Below are 21585 nucleotides of genomic sequence, written 5' to 3'. Positions count from 1 at the left end.
TCATGGCACCAGAGTGTTTGCGTGAAGAACTGCTACTCGCCCCAGCCTCATCAACGCTTGTCTTGAAATCGCGAGCATATCATCACTCGATGACTAGAATGTCAACGGTGGACGCCGATTTGTCGTGAGCGGATGGTTTGGGAGTAGTCGGCCAAGGAAGAGGTCTGCCGGGCGATGTCGCTGATCACGGCCTCCCGTTTCAGTTCCTGTAGCGGACGATCTGTCCGGATGACCCCGAGATCATGGAGATAGTCGGGAAGATAGCCCGAGAAAAGGATGCGCCAGTCCGTGGGAATGCGCGGCTCCAGAAGCTGTGCCAGCTGGAAGATCACCGTCGTGCAGTTGGTCGTGATCGTGTGGTAGAATCGTGGTTCGGCGGCCAGTTCATTCGCCTTTCCGAGATAGGACAGGAACAGCGCCCTGGCCTGCTCGGGTGTCACCTCGAGAGGGAAAAGGGAAACCTCGTCCTTGCGGATATTGGTGCGCAAGCGGACGATGTCGTTCTCCTCTGCCGCGATCATGACCAGTTCGAACTCGCGGAAAAATCCGCCGATTTCGGAAAACGACTCATGCTCTTCCCGCCGGATCTCGGCAGAGAACACCAGATGCCGGCCGTCGGAAAAGCCGAAGCTGATCAGGGTGTGCGCGATGGCGGGGTTCGCCCATACGGAGCTGATCAGATCAACTTGGCCGATTTCGTTAAGGTCGTAGCGGCGCGTCTCCCAGCGCGGCATGAAGTCCTCGGCGCTACGCCATTCGAAGTTCCGGACGTTGCGGAGCGTCACCTGCGATCCGCTGATTTCGCCGGTCACGCCATGAGCCACATCGGCCGCCCAGTTGCGATCATTCGATGGCGTGATCGAACTCCACCAGACCGCGATGATGAAGACTTCGAGGACGAGCAGGAGCCAGGGCGACAGCCGCCGGCGCCTTCCAACGACAAGGATGGCGAGCGCTGCCGCCGCAGCGGCTGCTAGGGAGGGCCAGGTGAATGGTGGCTCAACCTGATGCCAGATCGCCAGCATCGTCCAGATCGATACCGACATGACGGCGAGGGCCAGCAAGGCACGGCCGACACGCGAGCGTGAGCGGCTTTCGGTCGTGAGGGCGAGGTCTGGCCTGACGCGGTCGCTCATTGTCTCTCCATGGCACGCGCCCTCCCAAAGGTGGCGAAAGAAACTCAAGCGGGTGACTGTGGTCGCCGCCTCAGCGCAAAGGCAAAAATGATCATGGCCAAGCCGTTGAAAAGGAGATCGAACCCCAGCAGCGCCCCGATCAGCCACAGGCTATTGACAGGCCATCCGGCAATCACGATCGCCCCGGCGACGAATGCAATAATACCCGCCGGCACTAGCCAGCCCCATCCTTGCGCGGGTCGCAACGCAAAGCCGGTAACGATACGCATAGCGCCCGCCGTGATGATGCTCAGAGAAAAAAGCAGCGTCAGGATCGTCGAGGCGAGAAGCGGGTTGGCAAATGCGAACAGACCGGCGACGATGTAAAAGGCACCGATCAGCAGCCAGCCGGCGAACTGTCTCCAACCTTTGACGTTGAAGGCGCAGATGACCTGCACGGAGCCTCCGACGAGCATCATCGCACCGACGAAGAAAACTGGCCGTGAGGACATTGGCGAGCGCCAGTACTCCAACTGCCGCAAGGGCGATGCCTGCGCCGCTCAGCACCTCCCATCTCGATCGCAGACGTTCGAGATCGTCCCGAGTGAGCTTCAATGAGTTCAATGCTGCCATGCAGCTCTCCTTATGTCTGTGCGGCGCAGAGCGATTCGCGATCGCCGCACCCAAGCCGTAAACCCCGGATGCAAAACGGTTGAAATTCTATATAAACAAAGTAAACGAAACCGTATCGTTTAACTAGCCAGCTCGTCAAGGAGCGGCATCTGAAGGAATGTTCCGTCTCCGGAGGCATTCCCTGCCAATCCCTGTTCATAAGGCAACGTAGCAAAAAGCGCTTCAATGACGCCGACCGACAAGATCAATCATGCGCGTGTGGCGAGCCACCACGGCGGACGGCCGACACCGGCGGAGTCTGAACGCATATCGGCCCGGATCATGGCGGCTGCGCGCAAGCTGTTCCTGCGAGACGGGTTTGCGCAGACGAGCATGGACGCGATCGCCGCGGAAATTGGAATTTCCAAGCGGACTCTTTATTCGCGCCATCCAGGCAAGGCCGCACTTTTCGAAGCGATTGTCCTCGATGTTGTAAACACGGGCCTATCGAATATCGTCACGGAGCAGTTGTCGGGCAAGACTCCGCGGGACAAGCTGCTGGCTTTGTCGTTGCGCATTCTAGAAGTAGCGACTGATCCGCTCATCATTTCCCTGGAAAGAGTTGTTGTTGGCGAGTCGTGGCAGTTTCCGAAGTTGGCGAGTCTCGTCGGCCAGTATGGAATGCCGCCGATCCGCGAGGAGGTAATGGCCGTGCTGCGCGACCACGGTGCAAGTGAACCCGGTCTGGCCCGTGATGCGGAGATATTCCTGTCCATCACGATGATACCGCAACTGCGGCAGGCCGTTCTTCAGCGGACGCCGCCGGGGATCGCGGGGATAGACCGGGCCGCCCTTGAACGCACCATCGATATCTTCGTCCGAGGAATTGAGATGGAACTATGAGTGGCATCCACACGATCGGAAAACGCCGCGCAATAACACGCTGGCTGCCTGTTTCGGACTGTGCTTCCCGATCTCAGGACACAATGGTTCCGAGCAGAGCCACGGTTGAAGGCGTCACGCAGGTGGGTGCGCTGGGGGCGGCGACGAGACACGCGAGCATCGATGCCGACGTTGGTCTGGGGGACCACCTCGGGGCGGGGGCGATGCAAGCAGCGCAGACCGTCGGCGTAGCGGCGAGCGTGGCCGTCAGTGCGCCGATCACTGTTTTCGAATCGACTATGCGGCGCAGCATCGGCGAGCAGGTCGAAAGACTTGGCCGCGCGGCAGGTAACGCGCTCGGATCGGCAGTAAGCCGATGACCCGAGCCTCTTCTGCAAACGCATGGAATCGAAAGGCCACCACTGGAATGGGTTGTCTGCGCACGCTTAGGGATGGTCCCGCCAGAAATCAATCAATGGAAGTCCGCCGAAAAAGATGATTCAAGTTAGCCCCTTTCTATCTTTCACGATTGCGGTCCTGCTCCTCATCGTGGGCAAGATCTTGACGATGAACATCGCGGTGCTGCGAAAGTACTCGATACCGGAGCCTGTTGTCGGCGGCATTTTGTGCGCCTTGCTAGTGGCTTTGGCCTACTGGATTGCGGGCTGGAGAATCCAGTTCGAACTCGGCGTGCGTGACCACCTGCTACTGCTGTTCTTCGCCAGCATCGGTCTGAAGTCGGATACGGCCACCCTTTTGCAGGGCGGCAGGCCGCTCATCGTGCTGCTCGCGCTCGCAACCGCGTTCATGCTCATCCAGAACGTCACGGGGATGGGGATCGCCGCATTGTTCGGGCTCGATCCGAAGGCCGGCCTGATGGTCGGGTCCGTCTCGCTGACGGGCGGGGTCGGCACCACGGTCGCCTGGGCGCCGATCTTCGTCGGGGACCTCGGGATCGCCAACGCGATGGAGCTCGGCATCGCCAGCAACACGGTCGGGCTGATCGCGGCATGTGTGATCGGCGGCCCCATGGCCGCCCTGCTGATCCGCCGCAATGGAATCGTCACCTCGGGCGACGCAGATATCGACGTCGGCGCCGCCCATGAGGAGCCGGAGCCGAAGATGGACTATTTCTGCCTGCTCTGGGCGATCCTGGCGCTCAATGTCGCGGTCATGCTCGGCATGGCGCTCGACTCCCTGATCGCGCTGACGGGCTTCAGACTCCCGACCTTCGTCAGTTGCCTGCTGGCCGGCATTGCAATCCGCAATCTGATGCCGCTGGCAGCCGGGGCGGCCATCACCCGCATCTGGCCCGGCGTGCGACAAGGATTGTCGCTTCTGTCCGACCTCTCTCTCGGCCTGTTCCTGACGATGGCGCTGATGGGCCTGCAACTGTGGCAGTTGAGCGGCGTCTTCACCTTTGTCGTCGCCGCGCTCGCGGTGCAGATCGCGCTCACGATCGTCTACACGGTTTTCATCGTCTTTCCCGCCATGGGGCGTGACTACGAAGCGGCCGTGATATCTGCCAGCTTCGGAGGCATCACGCTCGGATCCACTGCCACTGCCATCGCCAACATGACGGCCGTCACCCAGCAATATGGCGCGGCGCACAGGGCCTTCATCGTCGTGCCGCTCGTCTGCGGCTTCTTCATCGACCTCGTCAATGCGGTCGTGATCGCCATATTCGCAGGATAGCGCCGGCTACGTTTCGTCCGAACCCCAAGAGAAAAAAATGGATGATAAGAACCAACATGACCTGCCGACAGGCTCTTCTGAGGACAGGCCCGCCGACCGTGCCCCCGAAGCGTTGGCTGACGCTCCGGTCGAGGCGGGGCCGACCAGGACGGGAGTCCGGGTCGGCGTGCTCGTTATCGGGCTCATGGTCGCCTTCGTAGCCTGGTACGCCGTTTCCGACAAGCTCGCCCCCTATACCGACCGCGGCACGGTCAGCGGCTACATTGCCCGACTAGCGCCCCGTGTTTCAGGCCCGGTAATCAGCGTCCACGTTGAGGACAATACGATTGTCCAGGAGGGCGATCTTCTTTACGTGGTCGACCCGCGCCCGTTCGAGATCGCGGTCCAGCAGGCGGAAGTCGAACTCGAACAGGCGACCCAGTCAATCAACGCCTCGTCGGCGGCGCTGATCGCTGCACAGGCCAAGGTGTCGCAGGCCAGGGCCAAATTCGAAAACGCCAAGACCTCGAACGCCAGGACGCAAAGCCTTGTCCAGCGTGGTGTTGCCGCGCGGAAGCAGGAGGAAGCATCTCGCGCGGAACTCGAGGTCGCGCAGGCGGAGGTCGATGCGGCGGAGGCTGATCTGTCTAGCGCGGAAGCCGAGTTGGGGGCGGCGGGCGCCAGCAATCCGCGCATCAAGGCCGCTCGACTCAAGCTGGAAAGGGCGCAGCTCGACCTGATCTACACACGGGTCGTGGCACCGACGCTCGGCGTGGTCACGAATCTCGATCTAGCAGTCGGCCAGTACGTGAGCGCGGGTTCGGCCGCTCTCACCTTCATCGACGGAAGGGGAGCCTGGATCACGGCCGATATGCGCGAGAACCAGCTCGCCAATATCGAGCCGGGCAACAAGGTGGGCCTGCTTTTCGATGCCTTGCCGGGGCAGATTTTTACCGGGACCGTACACAGCGTCGGCTGGGGCATCGATACCGGACGGACCGCATCCAGCGGTCTGGTGCAGAACGAGCCGGAAACGCGCTGGTTCGAGCCGGCCCGCCGGTTTCCCGTGCGCATTGAACTCGATCGAGCGCTTTCGGAATGGCCTCGCACCGTCAGGGTGGGCGCGAAGGCCACCGTCGTGGTCTACGCCGCAGGCGAAAGCAATCCGTCAGCGTGGATCGCAATGGCCCTGCACCGCGCCCAGTCGCTTCTGTCCTATCTGTATTGAGGTGGGGCCATGTATGTTTCGCCCCGGCCGAGCTTTCGCGACGACCCAAATTTTCCTTTGCGCATGGCGCTGCTTGCGGTGATCTCGGTGGGCGCGATACCCTTTGTCATGCCCTCTATGCCGGCGCTGATGGCGGCCCTGCCGTTTGGCCTGATGGCCGGCATGCGCAAGGCCTTCGATCCGAAGAAAGCCATAGGAGGTCCTCTGGCGCTCATCATGATGATTTGGTTGGCAAGCGGCGTGCTCACCCTTCTCATGTCTTGGCCGGTGGCGTTCCTGATCGCGGTCGGCAGCCTCTATTTCGTCGCGTTCTATCTCATCCAGAGCACCGGCAACCCGATGGGGATGCTGATCCTGGTGTCCGTTGGCCTCGCCTCTATCCTGGGTATGAACTCCATCACTGCGCTCGACGCCCTAAGTGATTCGGTGGTCGAGGCGGGCATCCTCGCATTGATCGCGATTCCGGTCCTTTACCTCCTCATTCCGCCGGCTACCCAGGAGAAAATGATCGACGAATATACGCCCGCACCGGGCAATCACGTGCGATCGGCGCTCATCCGGGCGGTCGTCCTGCTCGGGCTCAGCTTCTGGCTCTACAGCTTCATCGATATGTCCAACATGATGATGGCGATCGCCGCGATATTCGTGCTGTGTTTCCCGACACGCGAGCAGTTGTTTGCAGAGGCCCGGGAACGGATCTTTGCGACGGTGCTAGGTGCATCCGCAGCGGGTGTCGCCCTGTTCCTGATGACCCTGAACGCCCATTTCTTCATGCTGGTCGGTCTGGTCTTTCTCACGGTGCTATATTTCGCCACCATGATGATGATCGGCCGCCATCCTCCGATGGTCTACCAGTTCAGCGCATCGGCCGCTCTGTCACTGATCGTTGGTGCCCTTACCACGCAGGAACCTTCCTATGCAGCGTTAACCCGCCTGGCACTGACCTTCGTCGGAACCGCAGTCGCAGCGCTGATGACGGCGACGCTCGAAAGCATGGCCAATGCGTGGGAACGACCAACCCTGCGGCGCTGAACGAAAGCAAGGGTTTGAACATTTTTAATGACTCGCGATCAAGCGCTCCTCTCTCAAGGTAATTTGGCGCGATTACTCCGAGTTTGTGAAAAAACGCGAAACGAAGAGCACATCACAGCGTCGGTCATCGGCTGTTGACTGCCTTTCGTTGCGCCGATAGACTGGACAACCGTTTATTTGGAGAAATTATGCCCAACCGAATGATCCGGCCCGTCCCGGAAGACACCACCCGTGAGCGCATCCTGAAAGCCGCGATACTTCGCTTCTCCACCCACTCCTATGAGGAAACCGGGTTGCGAGACATTGCCGCCGATGTCGGTGTCGACATGGCCTATGTTCATCGTTCCTTCGGTTCGAAGGAAGAGCTGTTCCGGGCAGCAGTCAAGGCGATACTTCAACCGGAGGCCTGGCTCGTCGGCGAGGCGAGCGAGTTGCATATGACGCTCGCGCAAGACATCCTCGCTGAGAAGGGCGCCAACGAAATCCGGCCTTTTGACATCCTTGCCCGTTCGTTTTCCAGTCCCGAGGCCTCGCGTGTTTTTCGCGAGCTTATAGACGACGGGTTTGTCAAGCCGTTTGCTTCCAAATGCCTGCTCATGTCCGAGCAGCGCGCGTCCATGGTCGCCGCGTTCCTGGCCGGCGTCAGCATCCTTCGTGACGTCATCGGTACGCCAGCGCTGCAGAGTGGTGGAAATGATCGTGAACTGATGGCTCTGGTCTCCCAGGTCGTCGAGTTCATCATGAACGAAGACAAGGGATGTCAAACCATGACGACCGCCGTGCCGATCAGTCGGGAGCCGCAATGAATGATTTGAGCCGGCGAGACATCAAGGCGGCGGACGCCCGCCACGACACTTTCGACACGGAAACCTACCGCGCAATCGATCGGATGCGCGAGGCGCTGAGCGCGCGGATGACTGGCGGGCTTTCTCCGGCGGCACTGGCGCTGGCCTTGTTCGACTGGTCGATCCATCTGGCCTCGGCGCCTGGAAAGCGTCTGGAACTTACCGACAAGGCCGTGCGGAAAAGCGCCCGGCTGTCGGGTTATCTCTGCGCCGCCAGTCTCGATGACGACACTCCATGCTGCATCGAGCCCTTGCCGGGCGACTACCGCTTCACCGGGGAGGCGTGGAAGGAACTCCCCTATGCGGCCTATGCTCAGGCGTTCCTGCTCGCCCAGCAGTGGTGGCACAATGCGACACGGGAGGTGCCAGGCGTCGCTCCTCACCACGAGGACGTGGTCTCCTTCGCCGCGCGGCAAGTGCTCGACATGTTCTCGCCATCCAACAATCCGTTCACCAATCCCGAGGTGATCAACAAAACCATCGCCACTGGTGGGGCAAACTTCCTCGCGGGGTTTCAGAACTGGTTCGAAGATATCAACAGGCTTGCGGGCGGTCGCCCGCCCGCGGGCACGGAAGGGTTCGTACCGGGGCGGGATGTCGCGGTCACTCCCGGAAAGGTCATCTTCCGAAACCATCTGATCGAACTGATCCAGTACAGTCCCACAACCGACACCGTTATGGCGGAGCCGGTGCTGATCGTGCCTGCCTGGATCATGAAATACTACATCCTTGACCTGTCGCCGGAGAATTCCCTGGTGCGCTATCTGGTCGGGCAGGGGCACACGGTCTTCGCCGTTTCCTGGCGAAACCCTGGGGCAGACGATCGCGATCTCACGCTGGACGATTATCGCCGTTTGGGTGTCATGGCCGCGCTCGACGTGATCGCCGCCATCGTTCCCGACAGCAGGATCCATGCGACGGGCTATTGCCTGGGTGGCACGCTTCTCGCGATCGCGGCGGCTGCGATGGGGCGCGCCGGCGACGGGAGGCTGGCAACGCTCACCCTTTTCGCAGCCCAGACGGATTTTTCCGAACCCGGCGAACTGGCGCTCTTCATCGACCCGAGCCAGATGCATTTCCTCGAAAGCATGATGTGGGATCGGGGTTATCTGTCGGCGGACCAGATGGCGGGTGCCTTTCAGATATTGAAGAGCAACGACCTCGTCTGGTCGCGACTGGTCCACGACTATCTCATGGGCGAACGCACGCGGATGAACGACCTTATGGCGTGGAATGCCGATTCCACGCGCATGCCCTATCGGATGCATGCTGAATATCTGCAACGCCTCTACCTCGACAACGAGCTTGCAACCGGCCGCTTCATGGTCGATGGCCGTCCGGCGGCGCTGCAAAATATCCGCGTGCCGATGTTCGTCGTGGGAACGGAACGCGATCATGTCGCGCCATGGAGATCGGTCTACAAGATCCACCAGCTAGCCGATACCGATGTTACCTTCGTTCTCGCCAGCGGCGGGCACAATGCAGGCATTGTCAGCGAGCCGGGCCATCGCGGTCGCCGTTATCGCATCGCGACCAGACTGGCAGTCGACATCTGCCTTGGCCCCGGCGAATGGGCAGCAGAGGCTGAGGCCCGGAACGGTTCCTGGTGGGAGGCCTGGCTGCCGTGGCTTGCCGCGCACTCAGGTAAGGATCGTGTTGACCCGCCTTCACTCGGTGCCGCCGACAAGGGCTTTCCTGCCATCGCCGAGGCGCCCGGCGCCTACGTATTCCAGAAGTGAGAGGGTGATGACCGACAGCTTGCTGACAAATCATACCTTCGCCGATTTACAGGTCGGCGATACCGCAAGCCTCACACGGGTCGCAGGGGATAACAACATCGATCTGCTGGCGGCGATGGCCGGTGGCAACAGGCTGGCTCCCGGTGACGCGGCAGCGAAGGCAACGACCCTCTTCAACGATATCGTTGCCAACGGGCTTTGGACGGGCGCGCTGGTCTCGCGCGTGATCGGGACAAGGCTTCCGGGGCCTGGGACGATCTATCTGGGACAGGATTTTCGCTTCGTGAAGCCGGTCGCCTCCGGCGACACGATCACGGCAACCGTGCGGGTTGTTCGCAAGAACCCCGAAAACCGGACGGTTGCGCTGGAGACAATCTGCGCCAATCAAAAAGCCGAACATGTCCTAACCGGCACGGCCATGGTGATCGCGCCCGACAAGTCGATCGAATGGACCGAAGCGTCGTCCTCCGTCGCATTGCCGGATACGAAACGTGCAAGCCGCTATGAAGGCTTTGTGGCGGAAGCCCACGGTTTGCCCCCGGTGCGGGCGGCCATCGTTCACCCATGCTCTGCCGGAGCAATCCTGGCTGCGGTCGAGGTCCGCCAACAGGGCCTGTTCGACCCGCTGCTGGTCGGGCCGGAAGCGAAGATCCGCGCCGCGGCCGAAGCCGCAGGGATCGATCTCGGCGACATGGCGATCGAGGATGTTCCCCATAGTCATGCCGCAGCCGCGCGCGCTGTCGAACTCGCGGTCGGCCGTGCGGTATCGGTTCTGGTCAAGGGCAGCCTGCATACCGACGAGCTTCTAGGTGCCGTCATCGCCACCGGGTCCGGTCTCAGGACGGAGCGGCGCATCAGCCACGTCTTCGCGTTCGACGTCCCGGCCTATGGCAAGCCGCTGATCGTCACCGATGCCGCGATCAACATTCAGCCGACGCTCGACCAAAAACGCGACATCTGCCAGAACGCCATCGACCTTCTTCGGACTCTTGGTGTCGATGAGCCGCGCGTGGCGGTGCTCGCAGCGGTCGAGACCGTCAATGCGAAGATGCCGTCGACTCTCGACGCCGCCGCGCTGACAGTGATGGCGGCGCGTGGTCAGATCACGGGCGGGCGTGTCGATGGCCCGCTTGCCTTCGACAACGCCATCGACCTTGATGCGGCGAAGACGAAGGGCATTGTCTCCCCGGTCGCGGGTGAGGCCGACATTTTGCTCGTGCCGGATCTTGAAGCCGGCAACATGCTCGCCAAGCAACTGATTTATTTCGCGGGGGCGACGGCGGCTGGCATCGTGCTCGGCGCCCGTGTGCCGATCGTACTGACCAGTCGCTCCGATCCGCTTTCGGCACGCATCGCCTCGGCAACGCTCGCAAGACTGCTCGTCGCCCGCAACCAGGTGCCCGGGGCGGGGGCCATCTCATGAGCCGGCAACTGCTTGTCACCTTCAATGCCGGCTCCTCCACGGTCAAGATCGGCCTGTTCGCCATTGAAGGCGGTGGCCTCACGCGAGTCGGCAAGGGAATGATCGATTTCCGCAAGGCCCCGTTGCGCTTCGAGCTTTCCGAAGGCCCGGATCGCTTCGATGTCGAGCTGGAAGCCAAAGCGGAGGAAGAATTGGACGAGGTCTTGCGCGAAGCGTTCGATCGGCTGTCCTGGCACTATGATTTGTCCGGCATCGCCGCTATCGGCCACCGCGTTGTGCACGGCGGTGACTTGTTTGACGGACCGGTGCTCATCAACGATCAGGCGATGTCGCAGATGGAAGCGCTGATACCGCTTGCGCCGCTCCATCAGCCCCAGGCGCTGCGCCTTGTCCGGGCGATCGCGCGCCTTCGTCCGGAAATCAGGCAGACCGCCTCCTTCGACACGGCTTTCCATCGCACGCATGCCGAGGTCGTCCGCCGCTTCGCCCTGCCGAGGCGGCTCTACGAAGAGGGTATCAAACGCTATGGCTTCCACGGCCTTTCTTATCGATCGATTGCCAACCAGCTTATCAGCAAATGGCCGGAGCAGGCGGCGGGCAAGGTCATCGTCGCCCATCTCGGTTCCGGCGCCAGTCTTTGCGCGATGCACAACTGCGTCAGCCGCGACACCAGCATGGGTTTCTCGACGCTGGACGGGGTGCCGATGGCGACGCGTTGCGGGGCGCTCGACGCCGGCGTGGTCATACACCTCTTAAAGGCCGGGCGAGATCCCGGCGAAATCGAGGATCTCCTCTATCACCGTTCGGGTCTGCTGGGCGCTTCCGGCATCAGCGCCGACAGCCGCGTGCTTCTGGAGAGTGATGAGCAGCAAGCCAAGGAAGCAATCGAGCTGTTCACCTTCAGGGTCGCCGGTGAGATTGCCCGGCTTGCCTCGACGCTGGGCGGCCTCGACACTCTCGTATTCACCGCCGGGATCGGCGAGCATCAGCCGACGATCAGAGCTGATATCTGCACCCGGCTGATGTGGCTCGGCATTGATCTCGATCCTGGAGCGAACGCCGGGAGCGGTCCCGTCATCAGCAGTCCTGCCAGTCGTCTTACCGTCCTTGTCATCCCGACCGATGAGGAGCAGGTGATCGCCACTGACGCCTTGAGAATCTCGGGAGGCTGAGCGATGGCTGCGATCGTTGATATATTCGGAAGACGTGGCCTCGTCGTCGGCATCGCCAACGATTCCTCCATCGCAGCCGGCTGTGCAACCGCGTTCAAGGCTGCCGGCGCCGATCTGGCGGTCACCTATCTCAACGATAAGGCTGTCCCGTTCGTACGCCCGGTCGCCGATGCCCTGGGCGCGTCGCTGTTCATGCCCTGTGACGTTCGCATTGATGGGCAGCTCGAGGCGGTTTTCGACACCATAGCAAATGAATGGGGCCGCCTCGATTTCTTGCTTCATTCGATCGCCTTCGCGCCACGACAGGACTTGCAGACGAGCATCGTCAACTGCTCCGCTGACGGTTTCGCGCAGGCCATGGATATATCGTGCCATTCCTTTATCCGAATGGCGCGGCTCGCCGCCCCGCTGATGAAGGAAGGCGGATCCTTGATAACCGTCAGCTTTTTCGGGGCTGAGCGCGTCGTCGACAACTACAATCTGATGGGACCGGTGAAGGCGGCCCTGGAAGCAAGCGTACGCTACCTGGCCGCCGATCTCGCAGCGCGGGACATCCGCGTCCATTGCCTGTCCACCGGGCCGATCGCCACCAGGGCAGCTTCCGGAATCGAGCGTTTCGATGAGCTCATCGACACGGTGCGTGAGAGAACACCATCGCGACGCCTCGTGAGCATCGCTGAGGTTGGGCGTATCGCCGCATTCCTGGCAAGCGAGGCGGCAACGCCTCTGTCGGGGTCGGTGGTATACGCCGACAACGGTTTCCACATCACGGCCTAGCCAGAAGGCGGGCTGATGCAAACTAAGTCGGGGTCGCCGCTCGCGCGGCGACAGGGTGAACTCTGTCATATCGAGAGCGCGATGCTTCGAATGCATAAGTAAGAAATCGGTTCAGTCAATGCGTGAATTCAGTCTACGCCTTACGCTACTTCTTCTCACAAGCCTGCTTGCAGCCTGTGCCGGCCGCCCCGGCCCGGAACTGCTCGCCCAGAGGGCCGAAGCCGTTCCGGGGGCCAAGCTCACGACGGTTTATGTGGCGACCACGCGCAAGCGTGATGAGAACGGTATCTACACGTCGGGTCGTAGCCGCGAGGTTAGCTATATCCGCTACAGGGTCTCCATCCCGCCAGGTCACAAGACGGGCAATGTCGAATGGCCGAAATCGAAGCCGAACCCGAAGACGGATTTTGTCACCGTCGACCAGCACATTCTCGACGCGGCGACATTCGAGGCGGAAGTCACGCGTAAACACAACGGCAAACCGCCGAGTGTCGGCGTGTTCGTGCATGGCTACAACACCAATTTCACCGAGGCCGTGTATCGCATAGCCCAGATGACAGCTGACGCCGGCGTCGATGCCGCCCCGATCCTGTTTGCCTGGCCGTCCGAAGGCGCTTTGAGCGGCTACGTCGCCGACAAGGACGCGGTGACGTTCTCGCGGGACCAGTTGGCGGATCTGCTCAGCACCCTGGCGCGCAAACAGACCCAGGGTCCCATCACGCTCGTCGGCCACAGCATGGGGGGATGGCTGACGACGGAAGCCGTGCGCCAACTGCGGCTTACCGGCAAGGACGCGGCGATCCGTCGACTGCAGGTCGTGCTTGCGGCGCCCGATATCGATGTCGACGTGTTCCAGGCACAGCTTGCGACGATCGGGACACTGAACCCGCCGATGACAATCCTTGTTTCCAAGGATGACAGGGCGCTGAAGGTCTCGGAATTTCTATCCACAGAACGTCAGCGCCTGGGCAGGATTGACGTGACGGATCCGAAAATCGAGGAGGCGGCGCGCAGGGCGAATGTGCAGGTGATCGATATATCGGATATCGAGGCCTCAGACAGCTTCCGCCACAATCGTTTCGTCGGTCTCGCTGCCTACTATCCGAAGCTTTCGGGCCGGGATGGAACGAGCGACCCCCGAAATCTCAGGCAAGCCGGAGCGTTTGTATTCAATTCGGCTGGCGCGGTCCTTTCCAGCCCGTTTGTCCTTGCCGGCAAGATCGTCGGCGGAAACTGACACGACGCGAAGCAGCTTTCTTCACGCAACTATCGCAGGAGAATACTTATGATATTCAATTACACCGCAAGCCTCGACGCCGCCGACCTGCAACTGTTGCGATCGCGATGGCGATGGCTGCTGGTCGCCGGCATCGTGCTCGTGTTGATAGCTCTTGTCGCCCTCTCCAACCTGTTGCTGGCCACGGTCGTTTCCGTCCTCTTTGTCGGTGTCACGATGCTACTGGCGGGTGCGGCGCATATCGTCTTCGCATTTCAGATGAAGCGATGGGGCCAAACTGTCGGTTTGCTCGTTGTCGGTGTGCTTTATGTCGCGGCCGGTGTGATGACATTCTGGAACCCGGTCCTGGCATCCACTTTCCTGACACTACTGATGGCTCTCAGCATGCTCGTCGCAGGCATTGTCAGGACTGCCGCCGGTCTGGCGATCCGCCCGGCTTCCGGTTGGCTATGGCTCGCGGCGGCCGGCGCCGCGACGGTGCTTGTTGCACTTGTCATCCTTGCGGGCTGGCCGGTCAACAGTTTGTGGATCATCGGCGCACTGCTGGCGATCGACGTCATGGTGACCGGCTGTGCCCTGAGCGCATTGGCGCTCGCGCTGCGACGGTCCCTCAGGATCGACCGCAATCACGAATAAGAACCGGAGGTTGGAAACGACAATGAAGCAAACAACACCGTTCACCGTGGAGGTCCGAAAGAAACGCCGGATGCAACAGCACGAACTCTCTCCAAGCCGCGCCCTGAAAAAGACAGACGAGACCAGATCCGCGCCGGAAGGGGAAAACACAGCCCCGAATGAAATCACGCCTCAGAACGACCCTGCGGCCCACCGTCCCCGCACACGGTAAGGCTGAACGCTGGCCCGCCGGACTCCCTGACACAATCGTGAGGCACAAGAAAAAGGATTTTCGCCCTCTCAATCATCAGCTGTTGACTCACGGAGTATGTTCATTAGGGTAAAGCTGATGTTTGGTGACGAGGGGGGGAATGAAGACGCCAAAAGATATTGTCGTTTATATCGATACAGCCGATGTTTCTGTTTGTCGGGTTTATATTGATTATGCTGTCTCACTCGCAAGCGCATGGGATGCGCATGTCGTTGTGGCCTTCGTGCCGGAAGATTTAATCGCCACTCCCTCCCATGGCTTCGCCCGAGGGCAGGCGATCAACAGCATGATAACCTCCTTCGAAGGGCGCCGGCATGACGCCGAAGAGCAGCTGCGGGGGCTCCTTTCGGATGTAGCGTCCGCTACCGGCGTGAATTGCGAGCTTCGCATATGTTCCGGTGAAACGGGCGAGGCGCTGATGCTGCACGCCCGCCACGCAGCCTTGGCGATCGTCGGAACGGGGCGTGACCCGGACCGCGCTGAGACGGCTCTCACCGTCTCGGAGGATATCATCTTCGCCTCCGGTCGCCCTTCGATCCTTTTGCCCACATTCTGGCAAAGCGATGGCGCCGTGCCCGAGACGATCGTGGTTGGATGGAATGCCAGCCGGGAAGCGGCCCGCGCCATTGCCGATTCGATGGCGTTCCTGGCCACCGCTCGCGCCGTCCACGTCGTCGTTGTTCCCGAGCCCAAGGTCGCGCGGCTTCTGGGGGAGGACCCCGGAAGCGATATCTCTCTCCATCTCGCGCGCCATGGGATCAGGGTGACGCTTGACCGCCTGGAAGGCAGCAATGCCGGTGATCTGATCCTGTCGCGCGCGGAAGAGGTTGGCGCCGACCTGGTGGTCATGGGCGCCTATGGGCAGTCCCGGATCACCGAGTTCGTTTTCGGCAGCGCAACACGCACCATTCTGGCCAATCCGAAAATCCCGATCTTTCTTTCGCGATAAGACGTGATCGTCCAACAGGGTGGGTGGGCCCCGCAGGCCGTCGGCAAAAAGAGATTACAACACAGGAGAAGAAAACATGTCCGATCTGGTCGTCGTCGGTTTCGATACGGTTGATGAAGCCGACAAGGTGCTTCTCAAGCTCGCTGCTCTCAGAAAAGAATATCTGGTCGATCTGGAAGATGCCGTCGTCGTCGTTCGTGACGGCGAAGGCAAGGTCCATCTCAAGCAGAGCCTTAACCTGGCGGCTCTCGGCGCCACATCGGGCCTTCTCTCGGGAACGATCTGGGGCGGCCTTGTGGGCCTGCTCTTTCTCAATCCGCTTGCCGGCATCGCCATTGGCGGCCTGACGGGAGCGGGTGTCGGCGCCTTGTCCGGCTCCCTTGCCGACTATGGCATCGACGATACGTTCATCAAGTCTCTGGGCGAGACCATTCCAAGCAATTCGTCTGCGCTGTTCGTTCTTGTCCGCAAGGTCCAGCCGGAAAAGGTGCTGGCGGAGTTCGAAGGCCTGCGTGGTCGAGTTCTCAAGACGTCCCTGTCGCCAGAGCAGGAAGAGAAGCTGAGGATCGCCTTGTCCGAAAATGTAACCGGGTCAGGCAACGCCTAGGTGGCCACGCCCGGTTGATGTCCGATCGGGAAGGGAAACGTCCAGCATCGCTTACGTGGGAGGGGTATTTTTTGCAGGTACATATCAGGGGCGGGATCGATCTTCGATGGGAAGGCAAGCCGATAGACACGATTGAAGATGCGGTCGTGGCTCGCTCGGTTGCGCTTATGGGAGAAGATTACCCGCGCCTGCGCCCGGTTATCGATGTCGCGATCGGACAAGCCGTGCGAGCCGGCGAGCGGCTGTTTACGGATCGTCACCGCCCTCATCTGACGTTTACAGCCCCTGTTGCTGGAACAATCCGCGCAATCTCGCGCGGCGCGCGTAGAAGCCTCGATTCCATTATTATCGACGTCGAGGACGAAGCCGCCGTCGAATTCGACAGGCCCTCACGGCCAGATCGCATGACCATGCAGTCGCTCCTGCTCCAAAGCGGTTGCTGGCAGTCATTTCGCACCCGGCCATTCGGTCGGCTCGCCGATCCCCGGCAGGCTCCTGATGCGATTTTCGTAACAGCCACCGATACCGCGCCGCTCGCAGGTGATCCGGCCCCCGTCATAAGGCGCTTCGAATCATGGTTTCGTCTCGGCGCGGAGGCGCTGCGTCACCTGACCGACGGTCCCGTTTACGTCTGTCACGGGGCCGATGCCTCCCCGGCCGTTCCCGAAGCCGTCAAGGCTGTCTGTTTCGCGGGCAGGCATCCGGCGGGTCTGGTTGGAACCCATATCCATCATCTCAATCCTGTCGGTGTAAACAGGATGGTTTGGCACATCGGCTATCAGGACGTAATCGCGCTGGGATGCCTGCTCGATACGGGCCGGATATGGACACGGCGCGTCGTTGCGCTGACCGGACCGGGGACGTGCAGTCCGCGCCTCGTTGTCGCTCCCGCAGGCGCGAATCTGAAAGATCTTTTCGGCGCCTCGCTCACCGGTCCCTCGGTTCAGTTGCTTTCGGGCTCTCCGCTCGGCGGAACGGTCGAGCATTTCCTGCGGCGTTATGACGTGCAGGCCACCGCCATCCCACACAGGCATCCGCTCCGGCGCTCCTTTCTCATGCGCTACCTGACCTCATTCAACGAGCAATTTCCGGCGCCGCTCATTCCCAATGCCGTTCATGAACGGGCCGCGCCTTGCGGGATCCTGCCCGCGCCGTTCCTGCGCGCCATCAGCACGGGCGATGTGGAAACCGCCGCGAAACTTGGTGCGCTGGAACTTGTGGAAGAGGATCTGGCGCTCCTGAGCCATGTCGACGGGTCGGGCACGGATTATGGCGCCCTGTTGCGTGCGACGCTCGATGAGTTGGAGGAAGCGATATGATCGCCTTCTTCCATGACCTGCAGGCGGGCCGCGTCGGCCGCACCTTGTTGTCCGACAGCGCCACGCCCGCGCTGCTCGGCGTGATCGTCCCGGTCGTGTCCGCGCTTGTCGCAGATACGGAACAGTTCGCAGCGCGGCTGCTGATCTCTGTCAGCCTGACCCTTGCGTGGCAGCATGTCTTCACACGTGTCCGGGGTCTCAGGCCGGGACTTGACGGTATTGTCGCCGCCACGCTGATCGCCCTTCTTGTCCCGGCCGATGCGCCGCTCTGGCAGCTCGCTTTGGGCGTCAGCTTCGGCGTGGTGATCGCCGAACAGGTGTTCGGTGGGCGCGGGCGCAATTTCGTGCATCCTGCCGTCGCCGCCCTTGCCTTCGTGATGTTCTCCTTCACTGAAATCGACTATCGAGCCGGGCCAAACATTCCTCTGGCGGCATTGCTTCCGGCTTTGGTTCTCCTGCTCCTCAGCGGCCAGGCGTCATGGCGATTGCTGCTTGCGGCCTACTGCACGATGGCCCTCATGGTTTGGGCGCAGGGAAGCGATCCGTCGGTCAACCTGCTTTCGGGTGCGATCGGCTGCGCGATCCTCTTTCTGGCGGCAGATCCTGTATGTTCCTGCACGACAAATCCAGGTCGTTTTGCACAGGGCATTCTGACCGGCGTGCTCATCGGCCTGTTCTCGCAGGCCGGATCGACTTTTGGAGCCGCGATCTTCGCGATCCTGATGAGCAGCATTTTCGCACCATTGATCGATTACGTGGTCGTGGCGATCCATGTAAGGCGGAGGGCAAGGCGACATGGCTGACGCTCGTCCTCCCAGCCCGCGCCCGGGCATGTGGCGCCGCTTTCTGAACCGTCCGAACACCGATGGCGTCAAGACGATCGGCATGTCGCTTCTGGTGGCCATTGGCTGCGGCTTTACCGTCTCCATCGCAGCGGTCGTCCTGCGGCCGATCCAGCAGGCCAATATCGTCGCCCAGCAACAGGGCCGCATGGTGCAGATGCTGGAAAACGTTCCGGGCATCGGGGAGATATTGAAGGAATCTGGCGCAAGCGGCGTCGAAACGCTCGTCATCGACCTCGCAAGCGGAACGGTCGCCGCCGATGTCGATCCGGGAAGCTTCGATCAGCGAGCGGCGGCGGCGGACGCAGAGCGAAGTTCGGCCCTGCCGCGCGCTGACGACCTCGCTGGTCTCAGCCGCCGCGAAAACCACGCGCTTGTCTATCTTCTGCGCCGCGGCGAGGAACTGGCGCTCGTTGTGCTTCCGGTCCGCGGCGCCGGCTACCAGTCGACCATCCGGGCCTATCTGGCGCTGGAGGCCGATCTCGACACCGTTGCCGCCTTCACGGTTTATGAGCAGGGTGAGACGCCCGGCCTCGGCGCCCGCGTCGCCGAGGACGGTTGGCAGGCGCAATGGGCAGGCAAGCGCATCTTCGACGATGGCGATTTCGCCATTTCCGTGGTGCGCGGCAATGCCAGCGGCCCCAATGAAGTCGACGGCATCTCCGGCGCCAGCGTCACGAGCTATGCGATCTCGGACATGCTCGAATTCTGGATGGGCGAGCACGGCTTCGGGCCGTTTCTCGACAGGCTGAAGAAAGGCGAGATCGAATGACTATCCCTTTCCGCAACCTGACAGATCCGCTCATCGACAAGAACCCCGTCACCGTCCATATCCTCGGCATCTGCTCGGCACTGGCGGTCACGACATCGATGTCCACCGCTCTCACCATGTCGATCGCCCTGACCGTCGTGCTCGGCCTGTCGGCAGGCGTCATCAGCGCCATCCGCCGACACATCCCGTCCTCCGTGCGCATCATCCTGCAGATCACCATCATCGCCTCGCTGGTCATCGTCGCCGACCAGATGTTGCAGGCTTTTGCCTATGAGATGAGCCAGCGGCTGACGGTGTTTGTCTCGTTGATTGCCACGAACTGCATCGTGCTCGGGCGCACCGAAGCCTATGCGCTGCACAATCCGGTCGTTCCCAGCATCGTGGATGGCGTCGGCAATGCACTCGGCTACAGCCTGGTGCTGCTCACTGTCGCCGCCATCCGCGAGTTGTTCGGCGCCGGAAGCCTGTTCGGCGTCGGCCTGCTGCCACTCGTGGCCGACGGTGGCTGGTACCAGCCACTCCGTCTTATGCTGCTCGCGCCGAGCGCATTCATCATCCTTGGCCTTCTGGTCTGGGCTGTTCGCAGCCTGCGCCGGGGCCAGAGGGAAGCGCCTGAATTCGAGTTGCGCGAGCAGCAAAGGACGACTGAGACATGATCGAACTGTTCCAGCGCTCCATTTTCGAAGAAAACCTCGCGCTGTCCTTCTTCCTCGGCATGTGCACCTTCCTCGCCGTCTCCAAGCGCGTGGAAACAGCCTTCGGCGTGGGTGTTGCGATGATCGTCGTGCAATCGCTCAGCGTGCCGGTGAACTACCTGCTGCACGCCTATATCCTGAGTGCCGGGGCGCTCGCGTGGATGGGGCTGCCGGATGTCGATCTCGGTTTCATGCGGCTGATCACCTTCATCGGCATCGTCGCGGCGATGGTGCAGATCATCGAGATGCTGCTCGATCGTTACGTGCCCGCCCTCTACGGCGCGCTTGGCATCTACCTGCCGCTGCTCGCCATCAACTGCGCCATTATCGGCGGCAGTCTGTTCATGGTCGAGCGGCAATATGATCTCACTGAAAGCACGGTCTATGGGATCGGCACCGGGATCGGCTGGGCGCTGGCCATCGTCGCGCTCGCGGCGATCCGCGAGAGGCTGCGCTATGCCAATGTCCCCGAAGGATTGCAGGGCCTCGGCATTGCTTTCATCGTCACCGGTCTCCTGTCCATGGCGTTCTCCGCCTTTGTGGGAGTGCGCGTGCTATGACGGAGATCCTGCTCGGCATCGGCTTCATTTCCTTGCTGCTCGTCGCGCTGGCAGCCGTTGTCCATAAGGTTCGGGAGTATCTGCTGCCGTCGCGACCCGTGGCGGTCACCGTTAACGGCGGGCGTGAGATTGGCGCTCTGGCGAATTTCAAGCTTCTCGATATTTTGAATTCCAACGGCATCGCCGTGCCCTCGGGCTGCGCCGGCGCGGGAACGTGCGGCCTGTGCCGCGTCAGCGGCGTCACGGGTACGGGAGAGCCGTTGCCGACGGAACGCGCCCGGCTTTCTCCTGCCGACGTTCGGGCTGGAATGCGGCTCGCCTGCCAGATCGTGGTGCGAAACGACCTCGCCGTCACCGTCCCGGACGAGGTGCTCGGCATCACCACGATGAACTGCCGCGTGGCATCGTCGCGCAGTGTCACGCCTTTGATCAAGGAAATCGTGCTCGCCTTGCCGGAGGGCGCGGAATTCGACTTTCGTGCGGGCAATTTCGTGCAGGTCACCGCACCGGCCTATCGTCTCGACTTCTCCGGCATCGCGCTTGAACCGCAGCATGCCGCCGAATGGAAAAAACTCGGAATTGACAAGCTCTCGTCGCAAAGCCCTCAGCCCGTCTCTCGCGCCTATTCGGTTGCCAGCCGACCCAAGGATGTCGGCATGATCGTGCTCAACATCCGTCTGGCCACGCCACCGCCAGCCAAACCGCATGCACCTCCCGGCATCGTCTCGTCATGGCTGTTCGGTCTGCGCGAGGGCGACCCGATCGAAGTGGCGGGCCCGTATGGTCACTTCGGGGCGCAGGATACCGGGCGCGAGATGGTGTTTATCGGCGGCGGCGTCGGCATGGCGCCCTTGCGCGCCATCATAACGGACATGCTCGAGCGTCAGGGAAGCCGCCGCAAGATCAGCTTCTGGTACGGCGCGCGAAGCCGTGGCGAACTGTTCTACGCCGACGAATTCGACGAGCTTGCCCGGCGTCATGAGAACTTCCGCTGGGTGCCAGCCCTCTCCGAACCAGCCAGAAACGACCCCTGGGACGGTGAGTTAGGCTTTGTCCATGATGTCGTCTTCCGCGCCTATCTGAAGGATCACCCGGCGCCGGAGGACTGCGAATATTATCTGTGCGGCCCTCCGCTCATGATCGAGGCCATCTACGCGATGCTCGATGAATGCGGTGTGGAGAGCGAGAGCATCTTCAATGACGATTTCGGGATCTAGGA

22 protein-coding genes are annotated in these 21585 nt (G+C 61.5%); 20 read left to right on the top strand and 2 right to left on the bottom strand.

Annotated features, from left to right (window positions below):
* Positions 1-101: 101 nt before the first annotated feature.
* Positions 102-1136, bottom strand: coding sequence for an Lnb N-terminal periplasmic domain-containing protein (locus NA8A_RS11755; RefSeq protein WP_009450503.1), 1035 nt, complete (start codon positions 1134-1136; stop codon positions 102-104).
* 44 nt (positions 1137-1180) lie between these two features.
* Positions 1181-1573, bottom strand: coding sequence for an HdeD family acid-resistance protein (locus tag NA8A_RS11750; protein WP_157174143.1), 393 nt, complete (start codon positions 1571-1573; stop codon positions 1181-1183).
* Positions 1574-1973: 400 nt separating this feature from the next.
* On the opposite strand from NA8A_RS11750, the gene NA8A_RS11745 reads away from it, so the two are divergent.
* The 20 genes from NA8A_RS11745 (at position 1974) to nqrF (ending at position 21583) form a co-directional block, all read left to right on the top strand.
* Positions 1974-2630 (top strand): TetR/AcrR family transcriptional regulator, encoded by a 657-nt coding sequence (locus NA8A_RS11745; RefSeq protein ID WP_009450501.1) that lies wholly within the window; start codon positions 1974-1976, stop codon positions 2628-2630.
* 83 nt (positions 2631-2713) lie between these two features.
* A complete protein-coding gene (locus tag NA8A_RS11740) occupies positions 2714-2989 on the top strand; it encodes a hypothetical protein (RefSeq protein ID WP_009450500.1) in 276 nt (91 codons plus the stop codon).
* A 115-nt stretch (positions 2990-3104) separates the two neighbouring features.
* Positions 3105-4304, top strand: coding sequence for a sodium/glutamate symporter (gltS, locus tag NA8A_RS11735; protein WP_009450499.1), 1200 nt, complete (start codon positions 3105-3107; stop codon positions 4302-4304).
* A gap of 37 nt (positions 4305-4341) precedes the next feature.
* Entirely contained in the window at positions 4342-5511 is a 1170-nt protein-coding gene (locus tag NA8A_RS11730) for an HlyD family secretion protein (protein WP_009450498.1), read from the top strand.
* A 63-nt stretch (positions 5512-5574) separates the two neighbouring features.
* Positions 5575-6543, top strand: coding sequence for an FUSC family protein (locus NA8A_RS11725; protein WP_157174142.1), 969 nt, complete (start codon positions 5575-5577; stop codon positions 6541-6543).
* Positions 6544-6731: 188 nt separating this feature from the next.
* Positions 6732-7349, top strand: a complete 618-nt coding sequence (locus NA8A_RS11720) for a TetR/AcrR family transcriptional regulator (protein ID WP_143088034.1) — start codon at positions 6732-6734, stop codon at positions 7347-7349.
* Positions 7346-9127: a PHA/PHB synthase family protein gene (locus NA8A_RS11715; protein WP_009450495.1), complete on the top strand. Its 1782-nt coding sequence runs from the start codon at positions 7346-7348 to the stop codon at positions 9125-9127. The genes NA8A_RS11720 and NA8A_RS11715 overlap by 4 nt, the downstream gene beginning before the upstream one ends.
* Before the next feature lie 7 nt (positions 9128-9134).
* A complete protein-coding gene (locus tag NA8A_RS11710) occupies positions 9135-10550 on the top strand; it encodes a bifunctional enoyl-CoA hydratase/phosphate acetyltransferase (RefSeq protein WP_009450494.1) in 1416 nt (471 codons plus the stop codon).
* Positions 10547-11722, top strand: coding sequence for an acetate/propionate family kinase (locus NA8A_RS11705; protein WP_009450493.1), 1176 nt, complete (start codon positions 10547-10549; stop codon positions 11720-11722). Before NA8A_RS11710 ends, NA8A_RS11705 begins: the two co-directional genes overlap by 4 nt.
* Before the next feature lie 3 nt (positions 11723-11725).
* Positions 11726-12499, top strand: a complete 774-nt coding sequence (fabI, locus tag NA8A_RS11700) for an enoyl-ACP reductase FabI (protein ID WP_009450492.1) — start codon at positions 11726-11728, stop codon at positions 12497-12499.
* Positions 12500-12617: 118 nt separating this feature from the next.
* The gene (locus NA8A_RS11695; protein ID WP_009450491.1) at positions 12618-13736 is read left to right on the top strand and encodes an alpha/beta hydrolase; all 1119 of its coding nucleotides are present in this window, start codon (positions 12618-12620) and stop codon (positions 13734-13736) included.
* 48 nt (positions 13737-13784) lie between these two features.
* Positions 13785-14372, top strand: a complete 588-nt coding sequence (locus NA8A_RS11690; RefSeq protein ID WP_009450490.1) for an HdeD family acid-resistance protein — start codon at positions 13785-13787, stop codon at positions 14370-14372.
* 350 nt (positions 14373-14722) lie between these two features.
* Complete coding sequence (locus NA8A_RS11685) at positions 14723-15571, top strand: universal stress protein (RefSeq protein ID WP_009450489.1); 849 nt, start codon at positions 14723-14725, stop codon at positions 15569-15571.
* Between the two features lie 76 nt (positions 15572-15647).
* Positions 15648-16178: a DUF1269 domain-containing protein gene (locus NA8A_RS11680; RefSeq protein WP_009450488.1), complete on the top strand. Its 531-nt coding sequence runs from the start codon at positions 15648-15650 to the stop codon at positions 16176-16178.
* 71 nt (positions 16179-16249) lie between these two features.
* Complete coding sequence (locus NA8A_RS11675; protein WP_009450487.1) at positions 16250-17497, top strand: Na+-translocating NADH-quinone reductase subunit A; 1248 nt, start codon at positions 16250-16252, stop codon at positions 17495-17497.
* Entirely contained in the window at positions 17494-18300 is an 807-nt protein-coding gene (locus NA8A_RS11670) for an RnfABCDGE type electron transport complex subunit D (RefSeq protein WP_009450486.1), read from the top strand. Before NA8A_RS11675 ends, NA8A_RS11670 begins: the two co-directional genes overlap by 4 nt.
* Positions 18293-19111: an NADH:ubiquinone reductase (Na(+)-transporting) subunit C gene (gene nqrC / locus NA8A_RS11665; protein WP_009450485.1), complete on the top strand. Its 819-nt coding sequence runs from the start codon at positions 18293-18295 to the stop codon at positions 19109-19111. The genes NA8A_RS11670 and nqrC overlap by 8 nt, the downstream gene beginning before the upstream one ends.
* A complete protein-coding gene (locus tag NA8A_RS11660) occupies positions 19108-19767 on the top strand; it encodes an NADH:ubiquinone reductase (Na(+)-transporting) subunit D (protein WP_009450484.1) in 660 nt (219 codons plus the stop codon). The genes nqrC and NA8A_RS11660 overlap by 4 nt, the downstream gene beginning before the upstream one ends.
* Positions 19764-20366, top strand: coding sequence for an NADH:ubiquinone reductase (Na(+)-transporting) subunit E (nqrE, locus tag NA8A_RS11655; protein ID WP_009450483.1), 603 nt, complete (start codon positions 19764-19766; stop codon positions 20364-20366). Before NA8A_RS11660 ends, nqrE begins: the two co-directional genes overlap by 4 nt.
* Positions 20363-21583 carry an NADH:ubiquinone reductase (Na(+)-transporting) subunit F gene (gene nqrF / locus NA8A_RS11650; protein ID WP_009450482.1) on the top strand — a complete coding sequence of 407 codons (1221 nt, stop codon included), beginning with the start codon at positions 20363-20365 and terminating at the stop codon, positions 21581-21583. Before nqrE ends, nqrF begins: the two co-directional genes overlap by 4 nt.
* Positions 21584-21585: the final 2 nt, after the last annotated feature.

Source organism: Nitratireductor indicus C115 (genome assembly GCF_000300515.1).
Lineage (GTDB): Bacteria > Pseudomonadota > Alphaproteobacteria > Rhizobiales > Rhizobiaceae > Nitratireductor > Nitratireductor indicus.
This window is presented reverse-complemented; position numbering and strand designations above follow the sequence as displayed.

Excerpts from the sequence above, each read along its gene's own strand:
- NA8A_RS11755 (WP_009450503.1), bottom strand. The coding sequence starts at position 1,136 with ATGAGCGACCGCGTCAGGCCAGACCTCGCCCTCACGACCGAAAGCCGC.
- NA8A_RS11745 (WP_009450501.1), top strand. The coding sequence starts at position 1,974 with ATGACGCCGACCGACAAGATCAATCATGCGCGTGTGGCGAGCCACCAC.
- NA8A_RS11740 (WP_009450500.1), top strand. The coding sequence starts at position 2,714 with ATGGTTCCGAGCAGAGCCACGGTTGAAGGCGTCACGCAGGTGGGTGCG.
- gltS (WP_009450499.1), top strand. The coding sequence starts at position 3,105 with ATGATTCAAGTTAGCCCCTTTCTATCTTTCACGATTGCGGTCCTGCTC.
- NA8A_RS11730 (WP_009450498.1), top strand. The coding sequence starts at position 4,342 with ATGGATGATAAGAACCAACATGACCTGCCGACAGGCTCTTCTGAGGAC.
- NA8A_RS11725 (WP_157174142.1), top strand. The coding sequence starts at position 5,575 with ATGGCGCTGCTTGCGGTGATCTCGGTGGGCGCGATACCCTTTGTCATG.
- NA8A_RS11720 (WP_143088034.1), top strand. The coding sequence starts at position 6,732 with ATGCCCAACCGAATGATCCGGCCCGTCCCGGAAGACACCACCCGTGAG.
- NA8A_RS11715 (WP_009450495.1), top strand. The coding sequence starts at position 7,346 with ATGAATGATTTGAGCCGGCGAGACATCAAGGCGGCGGACGCCCGCCAC.
- NA8A_RS11710 (WP_009450494.1), top strand. The coding sequence starts at position 9,135 with ATGACCGACAGCTTGCTGACAAATCATACCTTCGCCGATTTACAGGTC.
- NA8A_RS11705 (WP_009450493.1), top strand. The coding sequence starts at position 10,547 with ATGAGCCGGCAACTGCTTGTCACCTTCAATGCCGGCTCCTCCACGGTC.
- fabI (WP_009450492.1), top strand. The coding sequence starts at position 11,726 with ATGGCTGCGATCGTTGATATATTCGGAAGACGTGGCCTCGTCGTCGGC.
- NA8A_RS11695 (WP_009450491.1), top strand. The coding sequence starts at position 12,618 with ATGCGTGAATTCAGTCTACGCCTTACGCTACTTCTTCTCACAAGCCTG.
- NA8A_RS11690 (WP_009450490.1), top strand. The coding sequence starts at position 13,785 with ATGATATTCAATTACACCGCAAGCCTCGACGCCGCCGACCTGCAACTG.
- NA8A_RS11685 (WP_009450489.1), top strand. The coding sequence starts at position 14,723 with ATGAAGACGCCAAAAGATATTGTCGTTTATATCGATACAGCCGATGTT.
- NA8A_RS11680 (WP_009450488.1), top strand. The coding sequence starts at position 15,648 with ATGTCCGATCTGGTCGTCGTCGGTTTCGATACGGTTGATGAAGCCGAC.
- NA8A_RS11670 (WP_009450486.1), top strand. The coding sequence starts at position 17,494 with ATGATCGCCTTCTTCCATGACCTGCAGGCGGGCCGCGTCGGCCGCACC.
- nqrC (WP_009450485.1), top strand. The coding sequence starts at position 18,293 with ATGGCTGACGCTCGTCCTCCCAGCCCGCGCCCGGGCATGTGGCGCCGC.
- NA8A_RS11660 (WP_009450484.1), top strand. The coding sequence starts at position 19,108 with ATGACTATCCCTTTCCGCAACCTGACAGATCCGCTCATCGACAAGAAC.
- nqrE (WP_009450483.1), top strand. The coding sequence starts at position 19,764 with ATGATCGAACTGTTCCAGCGCTCCATTTTCGAAGAAAACCTCGCGCTG.
- nqrF (WP_009450482.1), top strand. The coding sequence starts at position 20,363 with ATGACGGAGATCCTGCTCGGCATCGGCTTCATTTCCTTGCTGCTCGTC.